This is a genomic window from Pseudomonas uvaldensis (assembly GCF_021271205.1).
Classification (GTDB): Bacteria; Pseudomonadota; Gammaproteobacteria; order Pseudomonadales; family Pseudomonadaceae; genus Aquipseudomonas; species Aquipseudomonas uvaldensis.
The window spans coordinates 1-23,659 of record NZ_JAIWKS010000017.1; the positions used below are offsets into that span (position 1 = coordinate 1).

General features: G+C 61.6%; 19 protein-coding genes and 1 tRNA gene. 17 read left to right on the plus strand and 3 right to left on the minus strand.

The window, feature by feature from the left end:
- The first annotated feature begins 185 nt into the window (after positions 1–185).
- The 6 genes from LCU97_RS25450 (at position 186) to pgaD (ending at position 9,122) form a co-directional block, all read left to right on the plus strand.
- The gene (locus LCU97_RS25450; protein WP_053153444.1) at positions 186–821 is read left to right on the plus strand and encodes a hypothetical protein; all 636 of its coding nucleotides are present in this window, start codon (positions 186–188) and stop codon (positions 819–821) included.
- Positions 822–976: 155 nt separating this feature from the next.
- Complete coding sequence (locus tag LCU97_RS25455; RefSeq protein ID WP_232778068.1) at positions 977–2,485, plus strand: YdgA family protein; 1,509 nt, start codon at positions 977–979, stop codon at positions 2,483–2,485.
- Positions 2,486–2,726: 241 nt separating this feature from the next.
- Positions 2,727–5,207: a poly-beta-1,6 N-acetyl-D-glucosamine export porin PgaA gene (gene pgaA / locus LCU97_RS25460; RefSeq protein ID WP_232778069.1), complete on the plus strand. Its 2,481-nt coding sequence runs from the start codon at positions 2,727–2,729 to the stop codon at positions 5,205–5,207.
- Between the two features lie 12 nt (positions 5,208–5,219).
- A complete protein-coding gene (gene pgaB, locus LCU97_RS25465) occupies positions 5,220–7,217 on the plus strand; it encodes a poly-beta-1,6-N-acetyl-D-glucosamine N-deacetylase PgaB (RefSeq protein ID WP_232778070.1) in 1,998 nt (665 codons plus the stop codon).
- A 1-nt stretch (position 7,218) separates the two neighbouring features.
- Entirely contained in the window at positions 7,219–8,574 is a 1,356-nt protein-coding gene (gene pgaC, locus LCU97_RS25470) for a poly-beta-1,6-N-acetyl-D-glucosamine synthase (RefSeq protein WP_053153433.1), read from the plus strand.
- A complete protein-coding gene (gene pgaD / locus LCU97_RS25475) occupies positions 8,571–9,122 on the plus strand; it encodes a poly-beta-1,6-N-acetyl-D-glucosamine biosynthesis protein PgaD (protein WP_053153430.1) in 552 nt (183 codons plus the stop codon). The genes pgaC and pgaD overlap by 4 nt, the downstream gene beginning before the upstream one ends.
- A 33-nt stretch (positions 9,123–9,155) precedes the next feature.
- Here the strand turns inward: pgaD and LCU97_RS25480 are convergent, their stop codons facing one another.
- A complete protein-coding gene (locus LCU97_RS25480; RefSeq protein ID WP_053153427.1) occupies positions 9,156–10,691 on the minus strand; it encodes an FAD-dependent oxidoreductase in 1,536 nt (511 codons plus the stop codon).
- A gap of 137 nt (positions 10,692–10,828) precedes the next feature.
- Here LCU97_RS25480 and LCU97_RS25485 point away from each other — a divergent pair, with 137 nt between their 5' ends.
- The 3 genes from LCU97_RS25485 to LCU97_RS25495 all read left to right on the plus strand — a co-directional run bounded on the left by LCU97_RS25485 (position 10,829) and on the right by LCU97_RS25495 (position 13,041).
- Entirely contained in the window at positions 10,829–11,389 is a 561-nt protein-coding gene (locus LCU97_RS25485; RefSeq protein WP_232778071.1) for a YbhB/YbcL family Raf kinase inhibitor-like protein, read from the plus strand.
- A 128-nt stretch (positions 11,390–11,517) separates the two neighbouring features.
- Entirely contained in the window at positions 11,518–11,691 is a 174-nt protein-coding gene (locus LCU97_RS25490) for a hypothetical protein (RefSeq protein ID WP_172679637.1), read from the plus strand.
- Positions 11,692–11,727: 36 nt separating this feature from the next.
- On the plus strand, positions 11,728–13,041 hold the full coding sequence (locus LCU97_RS25495) for an MFS transporter (protein ID WP_232778072.1): 1,314 nt from the start codon (positions 11,728–11,730) through the stop codon (positions 13,039–13,041).
- Positions 13,042–13,082: 41 nt separating this feature from the next.
- On the opposite strand, the gene LCU97_RS25500 is transcribed toward LCU97_RS25495, so the two are convergent.
- Positions 13,083–13,961 carry a LysR family transcriptional regulator gene (locus LCU97_RS25500; RefSeq protein ID WP_053153417.1) on the minus strand — a complete coding sequence of 293 codons (879 nt, stop codon included), beginning with the start codon at positions 13,959–13,961 and terminating at the stop codon, positions 13,083–13,085.
- A gap of 107 nt (positions 13,962–14,068) precedes the next feature.
- On the opposite strand from LCU97_RS25500, the gene LCU97_RS25505 reads away from it, so the two are divergent.
- From LCU97_RS25505 to LCU97_RS25525, 5 genes are all read left to right on the plus strand, one after another.
- The gene (locus LCU97_RS25505) at positions 14,069–15,061 is read left to right on the plus strand and encodes a zinc-dependent alcohol dehydrogenase family protein (RefSeq protein ID WP_232778073.1); all 993 of its coding nucleotides are present in this window, start codon (positions 14,069–14,071) and stop codon (positions 15,059–15,061) included.
- Positions 15,062–15,230: 169 nt separating this feature from the next.
- On the plus strand, positions 15,231–15,812 hold the full coding sequence (locus tag LCU97_RS25510; RefSeq protein ID WP_053153409.1) for a hypothetical protein: 582 nt from the start codon (positions 15,231–15,233) through the stop codon (positions 15,810–15,812).
- Positions 15,813–15,953: 141 nt separating this feature from the next.
- Positions 15,954–17,618 carry a vWA domain-containing protein gene (locus LCU97_RS25515; RefSeq protein ID WP_053153406.1) on the plus strand — a complete coding sequence of 555 codons (1,665 nt, stop codon included), beginning with the start codon at positions 15,954–15,956 and terminating at the stop codon, positions 17,616–17,618.
- Positions 17,619–17,736: 118 nt separating this feature from the next.
- Positions 17,737–18,297, plus strand: coding sequence for an RNA polymerase sigma factor (locus LCU97_RS25520; RefSeq protein ID WP_371259596.1), 561 nt, complete (start codon positions 17,737–17,739; stop codon positions 18,295–18,297).
- Positions 18,294–18,914, plus strand: a complete 621-nt coding sequence (locus LCU97_RS25525; RefSeq protein ID WP_053153400.1) for a hypothetical protein — start codon at positions 18,294–18,296, stop codon at positions 18,912–18,914. Before LCU97_RS25520 ends, LCU97_RS25525 begins: the two co-directional genes overlap by 4 nt.
- A 61-nt stretch (positions 18,915–18,975) precedes the next feature.
- Here the strand turns inward: LCU97_RS25525 and LCU97_RS25530 are convergent.
- Positions 18,976–19,052 (minus strand) — tRNA-Arg (locus tag LCU97_RS25530).
- A 350-nt stretch (positions 19,053–19,402) separates the two neighbouring features.
- Between LCU97_RS25530 and gabD the strand changes: the two genes are divergently transcribed.
- The 3 genes from gabD (at position 19,403) to LCU97_RS25545 (ending at position 23,649) form a co-directional block, all read left to right on the plus strand.
- Entirely contained in the window at positions 19,403–20,845 is a 1,443-nt protein-coding gene (gene gabD / locus LCU97_RS25535) for an NADP-dependent succinate-semialdehyde dehydrogenase (protein WP_053153398.1), read from the plus strand.
- A 174-nt stretch (positions 20,846–21,019) separates the two neighbouring features.
- Entirely contained in the window at positions 21,020–22,297 is a 1,278-nt protein-coding gene (gabT, locus tag LCU97_RS25540; protein WP_232778074.1) for a 4-aminobutyrate--2-oxoglutarate transaminase, read from the plus strand.
- Positions 22,298–22,431: 134 nt separating this feature from the next.
- The gene (locus tag LCU97_RS25545; protein WP_232778075.1) at positions 22,432–23,649 is read left to right on the plus strand and encodes an HDOD domain-containing protein; all 1,218 of its coding nucleotides are present in this window, start codon (positions 22,432–22,434) and stop codon (positions 23,647–23,649) included.
- Positions 23,650–23,659: the final 10 nt, after the last annotated feature.

The window sequence follows — 23,659 nt, forward strand, 5'->3', positions numbered from 1 at the left end:
CAAAACCCCTGTCTGCTGACGCAGACAGGGGTTTTGTCGTTTCAGGGCCGGTAATCGGATGATCACCTGAATGTGCGACCGCCACCGGCAAACCCCGTGGCCATTGCTATGCTTTGAATGTCGAAGGCTCTGCCAGAAACGGAGCCAGCGAGGTCAATGCGTCACTGGTCATGGGGATTCCAATAATGAAAAACCCTTATGCTCCTGGTTTCTGGTGTGCCATCGCAGCATTGGTGCTGCTTTCAGCGACGTATTTCTATGGCGTCATGCTGACTCACCAGATCGAAAAAGCGCTGATATTTCTCGACAGTGCAGCCGCTCTGATCGGTGTGATCTCCATTGCTGTCGTGGCCTGGGCATCGCTACAGGGCCAACGCATCAAGAGAAAACACCTGGGACAAGGCAAGACTCTGCTGTTGATCTGGGACACCAAGGTTGCGCTACGTCGGGTCGAGACGGTGTTTGACCGTTACTTCTGGGGCAGCTACTGGCAGCCTGGTCGTACCTTCCAGGAAGTCATGGGAGAGCTGACTGGCACCCCGCTGGAAAAAAGTCTTGAGGCCCTGAAGATCCAATGCGCCGCTTTGGACAAGCAAGTTGCACAGGAGGACTGGCACTGGTTGAACAATGCTCGTGAACTGTGCGATGTCGCCAATGCCATGGCCCGTGAACGCTATCAGCTGGACTTCTGCGACCCCCGCACAGAATCATCGGGCGCAGCGGTGATCAATCGTGATTTTGAGGTGTTGGTGTACACCTGGACGGCACGCCTCAGGACCTTCGACCATCAACTGGATGAGATCGAAGTCCAATATTCGTAGACCGCCTCTCAAGAATTCGCTTTTCCCCCTTTAAACATTGGGCCTCTACCGGGGCCTGATGGTAATCTCCCCGCACTTCACGGCGTCGAGCCACCCCCTTCGCGGGCCAGGGAAGACGACGACTTTTTAAACCATGGATATCGATCGGGTCACTCATGAATAAATCAGCAAGCGTACTCTTGGGAATCGTCGTGGTTGTCGGTGCGATCAGTGCGGGCGGCGCCTGGTACACCGGCACCAAGCTCGAAGGTGTACTGCAGAACGCAATTGCCGACAGCAACAAGCAGATGACGATCGCCTTGACCGGTTCCAACAGCTCGTCTTCCATCGAGCTGGTTTCGCTGGAGCGGGGGATCTTCAGCAGCACCGCTCGTTATCGCCTCAAGGGTGAAGGCGAAATGTTTGGCGGCGAAGCGGTTGAACTGCAGTTGGTAGACAATATCGAACATGGTCCGCTGCCATTTTCGCGTCTGATGACACTCAAATGGCTACCGGTCATGGCCACAAGCCACACCGAGATCGAGCGCAACCCGTTGACTGAAAAATGGTTTGCCGCCGCCAAGGACAAATCGCCGGTCAAGGGCGTGTTTAACCTCGGTTACGATCAGTCAGTCAACGGTACCTTGGAGTTCCTGCCTCTGGACACCAAGCTGGATGAACAATCCCAGCTTATCTTTTCCGGCCTGAAAATCGACCTGGCTGCCAGCGCCCAGGCCCAGAAGATCAAGCTCGACGGTTATATGGACAGCCTCAAACTGACCACCGTCTCGGAGGAGGATCAGAGCCCGGTACAAGTCGAAGTCAGCGGTCTCACGCTCGCCAGCAACTTGAGCAAGAGTTCGTATGGGTATTACCTGGGTGAAAACGCCCTGATCCTCAGTAACACCAAAGCTAGCTTCGGTGCAGAGAAGTCAGTGGTGGGCCTGAAGAATCTGGAAATGAGGAACAACAGTACCGAGAGCGGTGCCAGTGCTTCGGGGCGTGCCGATTACAAGATCGGCGAATTGTCGTTCAACGATAAGGCTATCGGCTCCGCACAAATGGCGCTGAGCCTGAAGAACCTGGATGTCCCCGCTACGATGTCGCTGATGCAGCTCTATCAGGCCAAGCTACCGTCTTATGAGAAAGCCGCCGCCGAGGCCGCTGAAGCCGGTGAGCCAACTCCTGAGCTGAACCTGACCGAAGCCGAAGAGAAGCAGGTCAAGGCTGATCTGGAAAAGATCCTGGCCGGCAGCCCGCAAGTGGCGGTGGAAAAGCTGTCCTTCAGCACTCCTAACGGCGAAAGCAGCGCGAGCCTGATCATTAACCTGGCCAAGCCTCAGTCCATGGACCTGCCACCTGATGAGCTGGGTCGGCAGTTGCTTGCTCTGTTGGAACTCAATGTGAAGGTGTCCAAGCCGATGCTGGCGGATCTGGCAACCGTGCAGGCGCAAATGGAAGGCCAGACCGACGCCAAGTTGATCGCCGATCAGGCCACCGCCACCAGCGACATGTTCAGTGCAATGGCGGTGGGGACACAATTGGCGACTCTGGAGGGCAATGACGTGGTGAGCAAACTGCGCTATGCCAACGATCAGGTTGATTTCAACGGCCAGAAGATGACGGTTGAGCAGTTCATCACGTTTGTGATGAATCAGATGGGTGGCGGCGTCGCCGTTCAATAATCCCCAGCAGCGTCATCCAGAACCGGCCCGTGCATTGCGCACCGGCCGGTTTTTTTTGGCCCGCTGAAAAGCCGGCAGCAAATCTGATCGATTCTGAAGAATTGTTGCGCTGCGAAAAGTGACCCGCACGGGGATGCAAGACTAAGCCCATTAGAGCTTGGCTGGGTTCCTTTGATCCGGCTTCCTGTTTGATGGGCAAGGGGGCACTGCGACCCGGCTGGCCATGTAAGGGTGCTGACGAATGCCGCGTACCGTAGGTCCTTTTATTCAATGTGGTTTGCGCCCGTTGTTTAGTGTCGTGCTGTGCAGCCAATTATGCTGGCCTGCGCTGGCGTTTGCCGATACCGCCTATGACGAAGCGGTTCGTGACGCCCGCGCCGGTCGCTACACCCCCGCCCTGGCTGTATTGCGCCAGGTGCCGGCTGACCAGGCCAGCACGACGCAGGTCAGCGATCACCTGCAAATCGCCAGTTGGGCCGGCCTCGATGCCGAAGTGGTACAGGTCTACGAAACCCAGGGGCGCCATCGGACTTTGCCCATCCAAGCCTTGAGCGCAACGGCTCGTGCTTATCGCAACCTCAAGCGCTGGGATTCAGCTACGCAGCTGTATCGCCAGGCGTTAGTCCTCGACCCGCAAAACCCTGACCTGCAACTCGGCCTGGCGTTGACCCAGGCCGACGCGGGCAAGCCTGACGAAGCTGTCAGTCGCGCCAGGGCCTTGGTCGCCACCCAACCCCACGACCCGATGCGCCGGATGGCCCTGGGCTACGCGCTGACCCGTGCCGACAATCCGCATGAGGCACTGTTCGAATACGACCAGGCCTTCACTCGCGCCGGCAACAACCCGGAGATTGCCCGGGAATACATCAACGCCCTGCAACGGGCTCGCCTGCCGGAGCCGGCCCTGCGCCTGGCCCGTCTACAGCCGGGATTGGTGGACCGTGGCGTACAGCGACGGCTTGAAGGCGATGTGGCCGCTGAGCGGGTTCGACTGGCGGACATGGCGACCCGTGGCGAAAAAGAGCGGTTTGTCATCGCTGACCGTGCCTTGGCCGACTACGACAAATTGCTCGCGACCTGGACGCCGGTGGCCGAGGCTCACGATGATGTGCTCCGCTGGCGAATCGACCGCATGGGGGCCCTCAACGCGCGTGCGTATCGGTCGGAGGTGATTGCCGAATATCAGAAGTTGCGCGCCGAGGGGGTCAGCATTCCCACTTACGCGCTGCGCTGGGTGGCGTCCTCCTATCTCGAGCAGCGTCAGCCGGAAATCGCCGTCGAGCTCTATCGCCAGGTCCTGACGGCGCCGGACGCCGATGCGGCGGATCGCTTCGAGGACAGCACGGCACTTTATTACGCCCTGCTGGAAAGCGAAAAGTCAGAGGAGGCCCGAGCCTTGGCCGAGGATCTGGCAAAGTCCCAGCGTCCGCGCGTCGAGCTCAAGGGGCTGCCCATCGGTAACCCCAACGACGAATGGATGGATGCCCAGCTACTCGCCGCCCAGGCCGGTACCTACGGTGCGGATTACCCGTCCGCCGAAGCGCGCCTGAACGCCTTGGTCAACCAGGGACCCGGCAACATCGGCTTGCGCCTGGCCCAGGCCGATCTGTATCGGGCCCGCGAATGGCCGCGACGCTCGGAAAGCCTGCTCAAGGAAGTTGAAACCACGACCCCGCGCAACCGTGACCTGGAGGTCGCCCAGGCCCGTACCGCCATGGAGTTGCAGGAGTGGCGGCAACTGGATGCGCTGACTGACGATGTGGTGGCCCGCTACCCGGAGAACGCTCATGTCAAGCGCCTGCAACGTCAGCGCGACGTGCATGATATGGCCGAGCTGCGCGTCGAAGCCTACACCGGCAAGAGCTACGGTGGTGGCAACGGTGAGGCCGGTGCGGTGACCGGTAGCCGGGATTTCGGCATCGAGACCTTGCTCTACAGCCCGCCCATCGATGAAGACTGGCGGCTGTTCGGCGGCGTCGGCTATGCCACGGGCGATTTCGAGGAAGGTACCGGGCATCATCGCTGGCAGCGCCTTGGCGTGGAACGACGTACTCGGGACATGACGCTTGAGGCGGAGGTTTCCAACCATGCGTACGGTTCCGGGAGTAAACAGGGCGCACGCCTGGCGGTGGCGCGGGATATCGACGATCACTGGCAGTACGGCGGCAGCCTGGATTACCTCTCGGCGAACACACCGTTGCGGGCGCTCAATAGCGGTATCCGCGCCAATGGCGGCACTGGCTTTGTTCGCTGGCGTGCCCATGAAAGTCGCGAGTGGCGACTCACCGTGAGCCCGTCCCATTTCAGCGATGGCAATAATCGTCTCGAGGCATTGCTCAGCGGTCGCGAGGGCCTATACAGCGCGCCTCGACTGCAAGTGGAGTTAGGCCTGGAAGTAAGTGTCAGCCGCAATAGCGGAACCGATGAAGTACCGTACTTCAATCCCAAGTCGGACCTCGGTGTGATGCCGACCCTAAGCGCCAATCACGTCTTGTACCGCCGGTATGAAACCACTTGGAGCCAGCAATTTCAGATCGGCGCCGGTACCTACAGCCAGCGCGACCATGGCACCGGTGCCATGGGGTTGCTCGGCTACGGACAGCGTTTCATCTGGAACGACGTACTCGAGGCCGGTGCCGCGCTGAGCTGGCTCAACCGCCCTTACGACGGCGATCGCGAAAGTGATCTGCGCCTGCTCGTCGACCTCACCTATCGCTTCTAGAAGAGTTTGAAGATGCCTGTCATTTCGCGATTCATCCTTCTGCTGGGCGTTTTGCTGGTCAGCGCCTGCGCCCAGCAGGCCCCGGCGTTCACGCCTCCTTTGCAGCGTCCGTTGGCCGCCAATGAAACTCCATGGCCGAAAAACCATTTGCTCGGTATCGCCTACCACGACGTGAACGATCGCGATCCGGACCAGGCGCTGGTGGCCGTGCGCACCGAGCGTCTGATCGAACAGCTGGCGTGGCTGCGGGAGAATAACTATCAGCCGGTCACGGTGGACCAGATCATCGCCGCCCGCAATGGCGGCCCGCAACTACCACCCCGGGCGGTGTTACTGAGTTTCGACGACGGCTACTCCAGCTTCTACACCCGCGTGATGCCGATTCTGCGCGCTTATAATTGGCCGGCGATTCTGGCCCCGGTGGGCAGCTGGGTCGATACACCATCGAACCAGGCAGTGGACTTTGCCGGAGTGCCGCGCAAGCGTTCAGAATTCCTGACGTGGGAGCAGATCCGCGAGGTCTCCCAGTCTGGCCTGGTGGAAATCGCCGCTCACACCGATGCCAATCACAAGGGCGTGCTGGCCAATCCGCAAGGTAACCAGCAACCCGCGGCGACCACCCGCCGCTACGATCCTTCCACCGGGCGCTATGAAACCGAGGCTGACTTCCAGGCTCGCCTGCGCAAGGACGTGACAGCGATTTCCGAAAAAATCCGTAAAGTCGCAGGCTATAGTCCGCGCGTTTGGGTCTGGCCGTATGGGGAAGCGGACGGCACCGCGCTACAGGTGATTGGTCATGAAGGCTACCAAATGGCCCTGACCCTGGAGGATGGCCTCGACAGCCTCGATAACCTGATGAGCGGGCCGCGTTTTCTGGTGTCCTCCGATCCGGATGGTGCGCACTTCGCTGAAAGCATCGTTTCCGTGCAGACGATGGACCCGATGCGAGTGGTTCATGTCGATCTGGATTACGTCTATGACCCGGACCCCGTCCAGCAGGAAGCCAACGTTGGCAAATTGGTCCAGCGCATCTATGACTTGGGCGCGAACACCGTGTTCCTGCAAGCCTTCGCTGACCCGAAAGGTGACGGCCTGGTGCACTCGCTGTACTTCCCTAACCGTCACCTGCCGGTACGGGCCGATCTGTTCGATCGGGTGGCATGGCAGCTGAAAACCCGAGCGAACGCCAAGGTCTTCGCCTGGATGCCCGTGCTCAGTTTTGCCCTGGACTCGAAGCTGCCGCGCGTGCAGCGTTGGGACCCGGAGACTGGCAGGACCGGCATCGCCAAGGATCAGTACGTCCGTTTGTCACCCTTCGACCCGAAGGTTCGGCAAGTGATCGGCGAGGTCTACGAGGACATGGCGCGAATGAGTTCGGTAGACGGCGTTTTGTACCATGACGACGCGGTGTTCTCCGACTTCGAGGATGCCGGCCCCGCTGCCTTGAAGGTCTATGCCGACAACGGCCTGTCGACCTCCATCGCAGCCCTGCGCGATGACCCGGCGGCCATGCAACGCTGGACCCGCTTCAAGAGCCGCTACCTGATCGACTTTACCCACGAGCTGACCGCCAAGGTCCGGGCGATTCGCGGGCCGCAGGTACTGACAGCACGCAATCTGTTCGCCGAGCCGATGCTCAATCCCGAAAGCGAAGCCTGGTTTGCCCAGAATCTCGACGATTTCCTTGGCGCCTATGACTGGACGGCGCCAATGGCCATGCCGCTGATGGAGAAACAGACCCGCCGGCAGTCCGGTCCCTGGCTCGAACGCTTGGTGAGCACCGTCAAGGCTCGCCCCGGCGCGCTCAAGCGCACGGTGTTCGAACTGCAGGCCCGTGACTGGCACAGCCAACCGGCCACTGACATCGACGGCGCGCAACTGGCCGAATGGATGGGGCTGCTGAAACGCCAGGGCGTGACCAGTTTCGGCTACTACCCGGACAACTTCATCGAAGACCAGCCCGCCGTGAAAACCGTGCGTCCTGCGCTCTCCAACAAGTGGAATCCTTGACATGCTCGACAGACTGCTCGCCCTGTTGGTACTGGCGATTGTCCTTGGGGTACCCCTGGGGCTGATTTTCCTGGTCACCGGGCAATTCCTGATGGACTTCGTATTTTTCTATCCACTGTTCATGTCCGGGTTGTGGATCGCCGGCGGCCTGTATTTCTGGCTGCATTGGGAACGCCACTGGCCGTGGAAAGATGACACCCTGCCGCCACCCCTGGCCGGTGAGCCGCTGATCAGCATCCTGGTGCCATGCTTCAACGAAGGCGACAACGTCGCCGACACCATCCACGCCGCTTTGGGGCAGCACTATCCGAATATCGAAGTGATCGCCATCAACGACGGCTCCAAGGACAGCACCGGCGCGGTGTTGGATCAGTTGGCGACGCAAGACCCGCGCTTACGCGTGCTGCACCTGGCAGAGAACCAGGGCAAGGCCGTGGCCCTGCGCATGGGCGCCATTGCCGCACGCAGCGAATACCTGGTGTGCATCGATGGCGATGCGCTGCTGGCGCCCAATACCTGCGCCTACCTGGTGGCGCCGATGCTGGACAACGCCCGCCTTGGCGCCGTGACCGGCAACCCGCGCATCCGCACCCGCTCCACCTTGGTGGGCCGGGTCCAGGTGGGTGAGTTCTCTTCGATCATTGGTCTGATTAAGCGTACACAGCGGGTCTTCGGGCGGATCTTCACTGTCTCCGGCGTGATCGTCGCCTTCCGGCGCACGGCCCTGCACCGGGTTGGCTATTGGAGCCCGGACATGATCACCGAAGACATCGACATCAGCTGGAAGCTGCAACTGGATCACTGGAGCATCTTCTACGAGCCTCGCGCGCTGTGCTGGATCCTGATGCCCGAAACCCTGCGCGGTCTGTGGCGGCAACGGCTGCGCTGGGCCCAGGGCGGTGCCGAGGTGCTGTTCAAGAATATTCGCGGCATCTGGCAATACCGGCATCGTTACCTGTGGCCGCTGCTGTTCGAATATTGCCTGTCCACCGGGTGGGCGTTCACCTTCCTGCTGTCGGTGGTTTTCTGGGGCGCCGGCAAATTCGTCGAGATGCCGGCGGCCATCGCCGTGGACCACCTGATGCCGCCGGCCTTCACCGGACTGTTGCTGGCGGTGGTGTGCCTGATGCAGTTCGCCGTGAGCATCTTGATCGATCGCCGCTACGAAAAGGGCCTGTGGCACATCATGTTCTGGGTGGTCTGGTATCCGCTGGTGTTCTGGCTGATCAGCCTGCTCACGACCTTGGTGAGCTTTCCGAAAGTGTTGTTCGGGCAGCATCAGAAGCGTGCGCGCTGGATCAGTCCGGATCGCGGCATCAAACCGTTCGGTGAGGAAGAAGAGGAAGTGATCCGATGAAGATTATCAGGACCCGGCAACGCCCTTTTCTGGTGGTGATCGATGTCTGTTTCACCGTGTTGGCATGGATCGGGCTGTTGTATCTGCTGATCACCGGCTTATGGCCGCTGTTCGACAGTCAGGCGGGGCCGCGATTGGGGGGCGCATGGCTGGAGACCCTCGGGACGTTGCAGATCTACGGTTGGGTGGCGCTGGTCAACGCCGCTATCCTGATCGGCTGGGCGCGATATCAGCAGCGCAAGAGCGGCCGTTTCGCCCAGCGTCGGCTGCCGGCGCCGGTGGTGGATGATCAGGATTTGAGCAACCGCTTCAAGTTGTGCGACGAGCGCCTGGGCACCTTGCGCCAGCCGGGCTCGAAAGTTATCCACAACAACCAGGACGGCGACATCAGTCACGTAGTGCCTCACCTCCAACACCTACCGTCCGTTGTGGGAGCGGGCTTGCTCGCGAAAGCGGAGTATCAGGCGACATCATTGCAGGCTGAACCGACGCCTTCGCGAGCAAGCCCGCTCCCACAAGCGCTCGACGACAACACCATAGGAGCCTAGCTTGCTCGCGATGGCGCTTGCAAATCCCTGTCCTCAGGACGTCGAGAAATCGCGAACCAGCCGCCACGCCTCATCCACCGGCAACGGTTGTTTCATACGCTGGGCGAGGGCCGCCATGGCCCGCCCTTCGTCGCAGGCAACCGCGGCGGCAACCAGGCCATTTCTGCCCAGCAAGCCAATAAAGGGCGGGTGCTCGGGTGAGCCTTTGAACTGCACCTCGTCCCACTGCTCGGCATGGCCGAGGTAGTCGTAGCGTTTGCCGAAGTGATAGGTCCAGAAAAAAGGCACGTCCAGGTAATGTTCGTCGGCGCCGAGCATGTTCGCCGCGGCGATGCGCGCCTGTTGCTGGGCCAGGCGCCAATGCTCGATGCGCAGGGGCTGGCCGTCGAGGGGAAAAGTCGCGATATCACCGACCGCCCACACCCCATCGGTCACGCGCATGCCCGCGTCGACGCGCAAGGACTGGTCCTTTTCCCCAGGCAGGTCGGTAAACGGCTCGGTGGCCGGGCGCACGCCGACGCCGACGATCACCAGGTCTGCCCCAAAGCGCTGGCCGTTATCCAGCACCACGGCTTCCACCCGGCCGGTGCCTTCGATGCGCACCGCCTCGCCATCGGTGTGATAAACGACGCCATTGGCGCGATGCCGGGCCAGGATCGCCTGACCGACGCTCTCGCCCAACTGCTTGGCGAACGGCACGGGATGACGGGCCAACACGGTTACGCTCAGCTCCCGCTTGCGCAATGACGAGGCGACTTCCATGGCAATGAAGCTGTCGCCGATGATCACCGCCCGTTGTCCTGCCCGGGCGTGGTCGACGATCTGTCGGGTATGTTCCAGGTTTCGCAGTACGAACACCTGCGGCAAATCGATGCCTGGCAGATCCGGGATCCTGGGCGTGCCGCCGGTGGCGATCAGGGCAGCGTCGTAGTTCAGCGACTGGCCGTCGGCGAGGTGGATCTGACGAGCGGTGGTGTCGAGGCCCGTGACGTCGCCCTGGATCCGTTCGATACGTTGCTGGGTGAAATAAGCTTCATCACGCAGAGACGGCCTCTCATCGACCTTCATGTCGCCGGCCAGGACGTACTTGCTCAGCACGGTACGGTCGTATCCGGCCTCGGCTTCGCGATCGATCATCTGGATGCGACCGCCAAACCCTTTCTCTCGTAACGCCGCGGCGCAAGCCGTGCCGGCAGCCCCGGCGCCGATGATGACAAACGTGCGCGAGTCATCGGCCGGTGGGATCTTCTCGGCCGGCAGCGGTTGGTCGTCGACCCAGACATCGTCGCCCCGCATCTCGACGTGATAGCGCGCCAGGCTGTCCAAGGCCGGCGGCTCGCACAGGGCGCCGTCTTCAGCCCGGAATGCCGCTTTGTGCCAGGGACAGATCAACCTGCCATGACACACCGCGCCTTTGGCCAGCGGTGCTCCGGCGTGCGGGCATTTGCCCTGGAAGGCACGTACTTGGCCGCCTGCGCGCAGCAATAGGATAGCGGTGTCGTTGATGTTGACTTCGAGGCCGCGGTCCTCGCGCACATCAGCGAAACGGGCGACATGATGCACAGGCATGATGGCTCTCCGACAGGCGTTTCCCATTGGAACCGGGGGAGGGCATGAGGTTCAGCGTAATTGTCACTGCAACCCGGCGGGCGCTGCGGCTATAGTTCGCAAGCCGTCCATGGCCTGAACCGCATAAGGTGCCCGGTATGACTCGATTAACCTCCCTTGCTCCCTGGCTGGCCGCCGTTGCCCTCGTGTTGTGCGCACAGGGAACCGTCCAGGCGCAGGAGCGCTTCACCCTCAGCATTCCCGGTGTGTCGGACGACCGCCTCTTCACCGCAGCGGCCGCCAGCGATGCGAACAATTGCGGCGGCAAGAACGTTTCCCCGGCCCTGAGCTGGAACGCCGGCCCGCCCGGCACCCTCAGCTACGCCATCGTCATGCATGATCCGGATGGTCAGAAGGGCCAGGGCGTCGACCATTGGGTGCATTACGGCATCAAGGCCTCCACGCGGCAGATTTCGGCAGGCGTGGGTGCCAAGTCGGCGTTGGACGGAGTGAGCGGCACCAACAGCAAGAATACTCTTGGTTATATCGGTCCTTGTCCACCTGTCGGTGATAGCGCCCACCATTACCTGATCCAGATCTACGCCCTGGACTTGCCACCGGAAGCGCTGCCTGCCGGTCTGACCCGTGCCCAATTGATGGAAAAGATCAAAGGCCACGTACTGCGCAACAGCAGCGTGGTGCGTCGTTACCACCGCTGACGGCCCGCTGGCCACCCTGTGGCGAGGGGCATTCCCGTTGGGCCGCTCAGCGGCCCCAACCACAACATTGGCATCGCGCGCCAAAAGCGAGCACTATCGAGCCCCTGTTCACATGCCGGAGGACGGCGATGACGCAGAAAACCGACGGCATTGCCCGGCTGAAGAACTGCCCCACCAAAGGCGACGAAATCCGCCGTGCCATCGCGCGCAGCCGCAAGGACTTTCTGCCTGAAGACGAGGCCGAAGACGCCGGACCGGGCCAACCGCCGGTTCCGCCCATGGACAACCGGAGCGACGACTGAACGGTCGTCCTCTCTCAACCTTTGTGCTATCTGCCTATGACTGACACAACGCATCTGCCAGGCGACCGATTCAGCCGGTCCGACTACAAGACCCTGGGCCTGGCTGCCCTGGGCGGCGCGCTGGAAATCTATGATTTCATCATTTTCGTTTTCTTCGCCCTGACCCTCAGCCAGTTGTTTTTTCCGCCGGAAATGCCCGATTGGCTGCGTTTGCTGCAAAGTTTCGGGATTTTCGCCACCGGCTATCTGGCGCGCCCATTAGGCGGCATCCTCATGGCGCACTTTGCCGATCGGTTGGGACGCAAGCGGGTATTCAGCCTAAGCATCCTGATGATGGCGCTGCCCTGCCTGCTCATCGGGGTGATGCCGACCTACGCGCAAATCGGCTATTTCGCCCCCCTGTTGCTGTTGGCGTTGCGCATCCTGCAGGGCGCGGCAGTGGGGGGAGAGGTGCCGAGTGCCTGGGTATTCGTGGCCGAACACGCACCGCCGCCGCATCGTGGCTACGCGTTGGGGTTCCTTCAGGCCGGGCTGACCTTTGGCTACTTGCTGGGCGCCCTGACCGCTACGGCGCTGGCACGGCTGTTCACCCCCACCGAAATCCTCGATTACGCCTGGCGGCTGCCTTTCCTGCTGGGTGGCGTCTTTGGCGTGATCGGTGTCTGGCTGCGTCGCTGGCTGAGCGAAACGCCGATCTTCATGGCCCTGCAAGCCAACCGTGACGGCGCGGCGGAACTGCCCCTGCGCACGGTACTGCGTGACCATCGCCACGCCTTGTTGCCTGCCGCTATTCTCACCTGCGTGCTGACCTCCGCCGTGGTGGTGTTCGTGGTCATCACCCCGACAGTCATGCAAAAGAGTTTTGGCATGACCCCTGGCCATACTTTCGCCTTGAGCAGTCTGGGTATTGTCTTTCTGAACATCGGCTGCGTTCTGGCCGGCCTCATCGTCGACCGCTTCGGTGCCTGGCGCACCGTCATGCTTTACAGCCTGCTGCTGCCGGTGGGTATAGCGTTACTCTATGCCAGCCTGATCGGCGGCGGTGCCTGGCTGGGCCTGGCCTACGCCGTGGCTGGCCTGGGATGCGGTGTGGTGGGCGCGGTGCCTTCGGTGATGGTCAATCTGTTCCCGGCGAAAATCCGCGTGTCCGGCATTTCGCTCACCTACAACATCGCCTACGCCCTCTGGGCCAGCATGACGCCGCTGCTACTGATAGCGCTGGTGCCCTGGAGCCCGTGGGTGTGTGTGGCCTACTGCGTGGTCATGGGCGCGGTGGGGGTGGGTGCGGCAGCGTATTTTCCGGGGCGGGCCACGAAGTCGGCGCCATCGCCTCTAGTGTGTGAGTCCTAGATTTGCACGACGACGCCCTGCCGCGCGTCCGGTCAGTCTCATCAGAGGCGTTCGCGCAGAAAGTCCACGAAGGCCCGGGTACGTGCCGAGCGTCGGCGGTCGCTGCTGAAGACCGCATTGATGGGCAGGGCGGTTGGCTGGTAATCCCCAAGCAGCTGCGAAACGGTTCCCTGACGCAGGTCGGCGGCAAACAACCACTGGGGTGAAAGGCAAATGCCCAGCCCCGACAGCACCATTTCCCGAATGGCCTCGCTACTGTTGCTGGTGACGTTGCCCTTGATCGTCACGCAGTGTTGCCTGCCTTCCTGGTCGAAACGCCAGGTGTCGTAGTGCTCCAGCAGCGTGAAGGCCAGGCAGTTATGGCGGGTCAGATCCGCCGGTTCGAGCGGCGTGCCGTGTTGTTGCAAATAGGCGGGAGCGGCGTAGACCCGGCGCGGACTGTCGCCGAGGGAGACGGCCACCAGCCCTTCGTGCTTCACCGTGCCGATGCGAATGGCCAGATCGATGTTTTCCTTCAGCACATCTTCGTTCTGGTCATTGAGCCGCAGGTCGATCCGCACCTTGGGGTGGCGCGCCAGGAACTCGCCCAGCAGCGGCGCGATGCATAGCCGCCCGAAGCTGACTGGCGCCGCCACACGCAAGGGGCCGGCGATCTCTTCCTGTCCGCTGGCGAAACTGAGCCGGGCCGCGTCCAGGCTGGCGAGTATCTCCTTGCTTTGCGCGTAGAAGCGCTGGCCCTGGTCGGTCAGCGCAAGCTGGCGGGTGCTGCGGGCAAGCAACGCGCCACCCAGATGCTGCTCCAGCGCTCGGACCTGCTTGCTCACCGCCGGTTGGCCCAGGTTCAGTTCCCTGGCGACAGCCGAGAACGAGCCGCGCTCCACCACCCGTACGAATACCTGCATCGCGTCGAACAGATCCATCGGAATTTGGCCTCTTCATGGAATAAAACCTATCCGTACTTGCTTACTTATCGGAATGCATCGTGGGTTGCAACATGTGCTCCACCCACTCATTGGAGGTCACTGACATGAACGACACCATGCTCGCCGCCATCGCTGAAACCGCCCAGGCCCCTTTGGTCATCCGTCCTGTTGCCCGGCCCGTGCCTGGCAAGGGACAGGTCTTGATCAAGGTCCATGCCGTCGGCATCAATCCGCTGGATACCAAGATTGCGACGGGAGGCGGCGCCCATGCCCGCCAACCGCTTCCCGCAGTGCTGGGAATCGACCTGGCCGGCACGGTCGTCGAGCTGGGCGATGGCGTCACCGACTTCATCCTTGGCGATGAGGTATTCGGCATGGCTGCAGGAATCGGCGGAATCCAGGGCGCCCTGGCCCAATACGTTGCCGTCGATGCGTCGCTGATCGCACCCAAGCCCCGGTCGATGAGCATGCGTGAAGCGGCGGCCTTGCCGTTGGTCTTCATCACGGCCTGGGAAGGCCTGGTCGATCGCGCCAACGTCCGGGCCGGTCAACAGGTGCTGGTCCATGGCGGCGCCGGTGGTGTCGGCCAGATGGCCGTGCAAATCGCCAAGGCCCGAGGCGCCAGGATCTATGCCACTGGCTCGGCCGGTAGCCTGGATTTCATTCGCGAGCTGGGGGCCACCGCCATCGATTACCGGACCCAGGGCACCGACAGCTACGTGCGCCTGCACACCGATGACGAGGGCTTCGACATTGTCTACGACACGGTTGGCGGCTCGACCCTGGATGCGTCGTTCAACGCCGTGAAGGCGTACACCGGCCACGTGCTCAGTTGCCTGGGGTGGGGCCAGCACAGCCTGGCACCGCTGTCGTTTCGAGGCGCGAGTTATTCTGGGGTGTTTACCTTGATGCCGCTGCTGACCGGCAAGGGGCGCGAGCACCACGGGCAGATCCTGCGGCAGGCGACGGCACTGGTCGAAGCCGGACAATTGCGAATCAAGGTGGACGAACATCGGTTTGGCCTGGACGACGTGAACGGCGCGTTCAAGCAAGTGGCCGAGGGGCTTGGCGCAGGGAAGACGGTGGTTGACATGTGAACCATGGAAGCCAGCAAAGCCCAGTCTCCAGGACCTGGGCTTTTCTGACTTGATGACGTTTCGCTGAAAGAAATGCGTACACAAATGAAAAAGGTGACGTGAGAAACGCTCGGCTCCCTTAAAATGCCGCCGGTTTTTTACTCTTCATTTCCCAGGGACGAATTCAGACATGCGCGTTTTTGCACTGTTGCTTGCTGCTTGCCTCATGGCAGGCTGTGCCTCCAAGCCGGACTACTATATTTCTCCCGCCCCCGTGACCATCCCCAAGACCGCCACCTATTGGATCGACACGTTCAATGTCGAAGTCGTGGGCAAGAACGAACGTTTTCTTCCTGACGAAAAGGTCCGCGATCAACTGCACTCCGACCTGATCGTCCGCCTGCTCGACGGCAATCGTTATGCCGACAGCAAGGAAACCGCCGATTACCTGCTGGATGTGAACGCCGTCTACACACGTCGTATCCAGGACACTCAGGGCGGCTTCATGAGCAAGATCGTTGCCGACGGCACGTACCTCGCCAGCGTCGATTTCAGCTATCAGGTCAAGGTCAAGAAGGCCGGCGCCGAAGTACTGCACTTTGCCCAGGCCCGGGAAGGGCTGATGCCTGCAGGCGCGATAGGCCAGATGCAGAACATGAAAAGCATGATGGGGGCGCTGACCAACAAAGGTAATGCCGACGTCGAGGGTTACTACACCGGTGTGCTGAGCCGCTTTATCGCCGATGACCTGCAGGCCATTCCGTCCCGCTAGTCGGTTTGCGGCCTGGTCGCCTTCGGGGGGCCGGGCCTGCGATTGCAGTGCGCCGTAAAATAATGTCCGGCCCTTAACCCGAATCCCCGATACCCCTCGTCTGAGCTTGTGAACGGATCATTCATTCACGAGGTTCAGCCCATGTCCCTTCCCTGTCCATTCCTGCGTCCCGCTGCCCAGGGCTTTGCAATGACCTTATTGGTGGCGCTGGCCGGTTGTGGGTTGTCTTCCCGAGAGGCCCCCAAGCCGGTCGAACCGGTAGCTCCCAGCCCGGTTCTACAAAGCGAGGCTGCCTATACTCGCCAACCGCTGACCAAGCGCATGGCTGCCCCGGCATCGGTGGTCGCGCCGAGTGTGGCGAACGATGCCATCGTCGGGGATTACCGTACCGAACCGCGAGAGCAATACGAGAAGCTGCCGGATAACCCTGTCCATAGCGTCGCCGAAACCCCCGTGTCGACCTTCGGTGCGGATGTCGACACCGGCAGTTATGCCAATGTGCGACGTTTCCTCAATCAGGGCAGCCTGCCGCCTGAAGGCGCTGTGCGACTGGAGGAGATGGTCAACTACTTTCCCTACGATTACGCGCTGCCCACCGACGGCTCGCCGTTTGGCGTGACCACCGAGGTGGCATCCTCGCCCTGGAATCCTCACACCCGTCTGCTGCGCATCGGCATCAAGGCTTCCGATCGTGCTGTGGCGGAGCTGGCGCCGGCCAATCTGGTATTCCTGGTGGATGTTTCAGGTTCCATGGACCGTCGCGAAGGCTTGCCGCTGGTCAAGAGCACGCTCAAATTGCTGGTGGATCAACTGCGCGACCAGGACCGCGTCTCGCTGGTGGTGTATGCCGGCGAATCGCGGGTGGTGCTCAAGCCCACTTCGGGGCGCGACAAGGCCAGCATTCGTAACGCCATCGATCAACTGAACGCCGGCGGCTCCACTGCGGGGGCCTCGGGTATCGAGCTGGCGTATCAAATGGCGCGGGAAAGCTTCATCGACAAAGGCATCAATCGCATCCTGTTGGCGACCGATGGCGACTTCAACGTCGGCATCAGTGACTTCGACAGCCTCAAACAGATGGCGGTGGACCAGCGCAAGAGCGGTGTATCCCTGACAACGTTGGGCTTCGGTGTGGATAACTACAACGAGCATCTGATGGAGCAACTGGCCGACGCCGGTGACGGCAACTATGCCTACATCGATAATCTGCTCGAAGCGCGCAAGGTCCTGGTGGACCAGCTCAGTTCCACCCTGGCGGTGGTGGCGAGAGACGTGAAGTTGCAGGTGGAGTTCAACCCCGCCCAGGTCAGTGAGTATCGCCTGCTGGGTTATGAGAACCGGGCGCTGAAGCGTGAGGATTTCAACAATGACAAGGTCGATGCCGGGGAGATCGGCGCCGGGCATACGGTGACGGCATTGTATGAAATCGTGCCGAAGGGCGAGCAGGGCTGGCTGGAGCCGTTGCGTTACGGCAGCACGCCCCAACTCGAAGGCCCGTCAGGGGAACTGGCGATGTTGCGTGTGCGCTACAAACCTGCCGAGGGTGGCAGCAGCCGCTTGATCGAACATCCCATTGCCGCCACACAGAGCGAAGGCAAGGCCAGCGACGATCTGCGTTTCTCGGCCGCCGTGGCCGCTTTCGCCCAGCAGCTCAAGGGCGATGGACGCTACACTGGCGCCATGAGCTTGAAGGACACCGCTCAACTGGCCCGCTCTGCCCGGGGCGATGACCCGTTCGGGCTGCGTGCCGAGTTCGTGCAGATGGTCGAGCTGGCCCAGAGCCTCAAGCCTGCGGCCAGATACTGATCCCAAGCACAACGAGGACCGATTGTGGGAGCGAGCCTGCTCGCTCCCACAGTTGGCCCTTGTTGTCTGCAAGACCGCGTTCACACGAAAGGAGTTCGCCACCCACATGTCCGCTCAGATGGACCCATCCAGCGACGAATCGCTGCTGGCTCGCTATCGAAACGGCGACAGGGCCTGCTTTGAAGCCCTGTACGCCCGTCATCGGCAGGGGCTTTACCGTTTCCTCCTGTCCTTGAGCAACAAAGCCGAACTGGCCGAGGAAATCTTCCAGGACACCTGGCTCAGTCTGATCCGCAGCACCACCCAGCCACAGGGGCGGGCGAGTTTTCGCACCTGGTTGTTCCAGATTGCCCGTAATCGCTTGATTGACCACTGGCGCAAACACGGCGTCCACAACCCGCTGCATGACAGCTACGACGAGCAGCTTCACGTCCAGCCCGACGACACCGGCAGCCCCGAGCAGCAGTTGAGCCTGAGCCGCGACCAGGCTCGCCTGGAGGCCGCGTTGCAAGCTTTGCCCGAAGACCAACGGGAAGTCTTCCTGTTGCGCCTGCACGGTGACCTGGAGCTGCCACAGATCGCTGCCCTGACCGGCGTCCCGCTGGAAACGGTGAAAAGCCGCTTGCGTTACGCCCAGCAGAAATTGCACCGCCTGCTGGCCGAGGAGGTACCCGCATGATCGATTCCAAACACACCCAGGATCCCAATGAAGACGCGATGATCGAGCATTTCCGCCAGCACGCCGGCGGCGAACCGCCCGCGCACCTGGATGCCGCCATCCTGGCCGCCGCGCACCGCGAAGCGCCGGCTCCCACGCCAAGCCTGTGGCAACGCTGGCTGCAGGCCTGCCAACGGCCACGCTGGCAAATGGCATTCGCCACGGTCGCCGGCGTCGCGCTGATAATCGGGCTGGTGATTCGTTCACCGGTGCCCCATGACGAACTGGCCGCGCCGGTTTCGCGGGATGATTCCACCGACCGCCAGGCGCCGGTCACTGCCGCCGCGCCAGCACCCGCCATGCCGGCGCCCGCGCCGATGGTCCGCATGGCGCCCCAGGCCGAAATGGCCCAGGCTCCGGACAGCCTCGCCGGCCAGCTTCACGCGGACAAACCTGCGGCGAAGATGAGCAAGCGCGCACCCGTTGCGCTGCCGTCGTTGGAAGAAGAATTGACGGAGGTCCTACGCCTGCGCCAAGCAGGAGAGGTCAGGGCGGCGGATGAAAAGCTGCTGGCGCTGCACAAGCGCTTTCCCAAGGAGGATCTGCCTGCGCGGTTGGAGGCATTGCGAAAGCGTTGAGAAAAAACATCGCCCACAAAAAAGCCCCAAGTCTTACGACTCGGGGCTTTTTGATTCTGTATGGCGCACCAGGCGGGATTCGAACCCACGACCCCTGCCTTCGGAGGGCAGTACTCTATCCAGCTGAGCTACTGGTGCAATGCGGGCGCCATGATACTCATAAGCATGCCGGGCGTCCATGCTGCTGATTCGCCGGTGTTTTCCTGCCCTTGGGCGGGCATCGGCTACGCTGATCAGAAAAAACAGGCAAATGCGGCTTTTTTGTTCTTTTTTTCGAACAGACTATTGTCCTTCACCCCTATCGGCCCTAGGATTCGTTTGAGATTTCAAACGCTCTTGTCTGGGTGCTGAACCGCACGTCTATGCTTGTTGTGCGTTATTTCTGTGCTTCAGCCCGGTGAATGATTTCCCTGACGGCAGCCCATAAGGCGCCTTTCTACAACTCTAATTCGCTCCGCGTGCGCGCGGTGCTGTTAAGGAAAGCCGACATGCAGCTTAAAGACACCCAGTTGTTCCGCCAGCAAGCCTTTATCGATGGCGCTTGGGTCGATGCGGACAACGGTCAGACAATCAAGGTCACCAACCCGGCCACGGGTGAAGTATTGGGTACCGTGCCGAAGATGGGCGCTGCCGAAACCCGTCGTGCAATCGAAGCCGCCGACAAGGCGCTGCCGGCCTGGCGTGCGCTGACCGCCAAGGAGCGCGCCAACAAGCTGCGCCGCTGGTACGAATTGCTGATCGAAAACCAGGACGATCTGGGTCGCCTGATGACCCTGGAGCAGGGCAAGCCGCTGGCCGAAGCCAAGGGCGAAATCGCCTACGCGGCATCGTTCATCGAGTGGTTCGCCGAAGAAGCCAAGCGCATTTATGGTGACGTGATTCCCGGTCATCAGCCTGACAAGCGCCTGATTGTAATCAAGCAGCCCATCGGCGTGACTGCCGCCATCACTCCGTGGAACTTCCCGGCCGCGATGATCACCCGCAAGGCCGGCCCGGCCCTGGCCGCCGGTTGCACCATGGTCATCAAACCGGCCTCGCAAACCCCGTTCTCGGCCCTGGCCCTGGTGGAGCTGGCACACCGTGCCGGTATCCCGCAAGGCGTGTTGAGCGTGGTCACCGGCAGCGCTGGCGACATCGGTGGTGAACTGACCAGCAACCCGATCGTGCGCAAGCTGTCGTTCACCGGTTCGACCGAGATCGGTCGCCAGTTGATGGCCGAATGTGCCAAGGACATCAAGAAAGTCTCCCTGGAACTGGGCGGCAACGCGCCGTTCATCGTGTTTGACGACGCGGACCTGGATAAGGCCGTCGAGGGCGCGATCATTTCCAAATACCGCAACAACGGCCAGACCTGCGTCTGCGCCAACCGCCTGTACATCCAGGATTCGGTGTACGACGCCTTCGCCGAAAAACTCAAGGCCGCGGTAGCCAAGCTCAAGATCGGCAACGGTCTGGAAGACGGCACCACCACCGGTCCCTTGATCGACGAAAAAGCCGTGGCCAAGGTCCAGGAACACATCGCCGATGCCGTTGGCAAAGGTGCGACCGTGCTGGCCGGTGGCAAGCCGATGGAGGGCAACTTCTTCGAGCCGACCATCCTGACCAATGTGCCGAAGGATGCCGCCGTGGCGAAGGAAGAAACCTTCGGCCCGCTGGCGCCGCTGTTCCGCTTCAAAGACGAAGCCGAAGTGATCGCGATGTCGAACGATACCGAGTTCGGCCTGGCCTCGTACTTCTATGCTCGCGACCTGGGCCGAGTGTTCCGTGTGGCCGAGGCCCTGGAATACGGCATGGTCGGCGTCAACACCGGGTTGATTTCCAACGAAGTCGCGCCATTCGGCGGTATCAAGGCCTCGGGCCTGGGCCGTGAGGGTTCTAAGTACGGCATCGAGGATTACCTGGAAATCAAATACCTCTGCTTGGGTATCTGATCCTGCTGCAAGCGCGAAGGGCACGAGAGCGCTGTCCCTTTGCGCCGTTTCAAAACGTAATTTCTCTGCGGCCGGGAACGCCGTGGCAGTCGATCATCGCATGCTGCCGCCGTTGACTTCTCGCCGTGTAATCCTTGACCCACGCCGACCGATGAGCGGCGAATGAGGACTGTAATGAGCAAGACTAACGCTGATCTGATGGCCCGCCGTACCGCCGCTGTTCCACGCGGTGTTGGCCAGATTCACCCGATCTTCGCTGATTCCGCGAAGAACGCTACGGTAACCGACGTCGAAGGCCGTGAATTCATCGACTTCGCCGGCGGCATCGCCGTACTGAACACCGGCCACGTGCACCCCAAAATCATCGCCGCCGTGACGGAACAGCTGAACAAGCTGACCCACACCTGCTTCCAGGTCCTGGCCTACGAGCCGTACGTGGAACTGTGCGAAAAAATCAACGCCAAGGTGCCCGGCGACTTCGCCAAGAAAACCCTGCTGGTCACTACCGGTTCCGAAGCGGTCGAGAACGCCGTGAAGATCGCCCGCGCCGCCACCGGCCGTGCCGGCGTGATTGCCTTCACCGGTGCCTACCACGGCCGGACCATGATGACCCTGGGCCTGACCGGTAAAGTCGTGCCGTACTCGGCGGGCATGGGCCTGATGCCAGGCGGTATCTTCCGTGCGCTGTACCCGAACGAATTGCATGGTGTGAGCATCGACGATTCCATCGCCAGCATCGAACGCATCTTCAAGAACGACGCCGAGCCGCGTGACATCGCTGCGATCATCATCGAGCCGGTTCAGGGCGAGGGTGGTTTCTATGTCGCGCCGAAGGAATTCATGAAGCGTCTGCGTGCCCTGTGCGACCAGCACGGCATTCTGCTGATCGCTGACGAAGTCCAGACCGGCGCCGGCCGTACCGGCACCTTCTTCGCCATGGAACAGATGGGCGTCGCTGCCGACCTGACCACCTTCGCCAAATCCATCGCTGGCGGTTTCCCACTGGCCGGTGTGTGCGGCAAGGCCGAGTACATGGACGCCATCGCACCAGGCGGCCTGGGCGGCACCTACGCCGGTAGCCCGATCGCTTGCGCTGCTGCGCTGGCGGTAATGGAAGTGTTTGAAGAAGAGCACCTGCTGGACCGCTGCAAGGCCGTGGGCGAGCGTCTGGTAACTGGCCTCAAGGCCATTCAGAAAAAATACCCGGTGATCGGTGAAGTCCGCGCCTTGGGTGCAATGATCGCAGTGGAGCTGTTCGAAAACGGCGATTCCCACAAACCAAACGCCGCCGCAGTGGCCCAGATCGTGGCCAAGGCTCGGGAAAAGGGCTTGATCCTGTTGTCTTGCGGCACCTACGGCAACGTCCTGCGGGTGCTGGTGCCGCTGACCTCGCCGGACGAGCAACTGGACAAAGGCCTGGCGATCATCGAAGAGTGCTTCGCCGAGCTTTGATCCTGTGCGCTGATTCACAAAAAAACCCGCTTCGGCGGGTTTTTTCATATCCGCCTGCCGGTTCGGATTTTTTGGATTGTCTGGAATGGCTGCCATTGTCTAAGGTGCATGTATGGCAAGGGAGCGATACTGCAATGACTGCTGTGGATTTACCCGCTGTACCTCGTGTGCTGATTGCCGAGGCCGATCCGGCGTCCCGGGAGCTGCTCGAGCAGGTATTGTCGCAGGTGCGCTGTGATGCGCGGGTGGACACCTGTGAGGAGGGCAAACAAGCCCTTGAGCTGCTGGCGCACAACCCCTACGACCTGGTCATCGCCGACTGGGAGCTGCCGGGAGTGGATGGCTTGAGCCTCCTGCGTGGACTTCGCCACCAACGCCGCACGCCGGTGCTGCCGTTTATTCTGATGAGCCGACGCAACGACGCTGCCAGTGTGCGTGAGGTATTGCCGTTGGCGCCGACGGCGTACCTGACCAAGCCCTTGAACCGGGAAAACCTGGCCCAACGTTTGCGAGGCTTGCTGTTGAGCGGTGCTGAAGAAACCTCCAATGATGCGCCGGTTCCCGGTCCGGCGCAGACCTTGGCAGCCTTTCTCGAGCGTCGGCGCGACTTGTCCGAGGGGGCGCCGCTGCTCACCGATGTTCAGGTGGCGGTCAAGCGCAGTCTCAACCCCAGTGGCCTGGACCTGAAACTGCTGGAAGAAGAAATTCGCACCGATCCGCAGATCACCGCCGTATTGATCGCCTCAGCCAACAACGCTGCTCAGCATCAAGGTGGCGGTCCGGTCCAGACCGTGGCCCAGGCGCTGCACCAGCTCGGCACCGGGCAGAGCATGAACCTGATTCTCGGCCTGACCCTCAAACGCTGCGCCCGGCTCAGCGTTCCGTGCCTGGCGGACTATGCCGAGCGTTATTGGACGTTATCGCTGCACACTGCCGAATATGCCCGAATGATGGCCCGGTTGCTGGATCTGGAGCCGGAGCGCTGCTACTGCGCTGGGCTCTTGCATCGCCTGGGCGAGCTGGCGGTGTTGCGATGCCTGGAAGAATGGAAACAGGCGGGTGGCGAGCTGGATGAACCTGAGGAGGTCGGAAACTCTCTCCACCAGTATGGCGCAGGTTTCGGTTCGGCATTGCGTACTCGCTGGCGCCTGCCACTGGAGCTGCGAGAGTTGATTGCCGCAGTCTACAGCCTCGGTGGCGGGGTGTATTCGCGGGAAGCGCTGGTGATGAACATGGCGGCGCAGATGGCCCGCCTGACCGAACACGAAGGGCTCGAAGAGTTGGCCCGAGGTCGCACGGCGCGGCTGTTGAAGATCGGGCTGCCGGAATTGACGCGCTTGCGCAGGAAGTAAGCTATCGCCT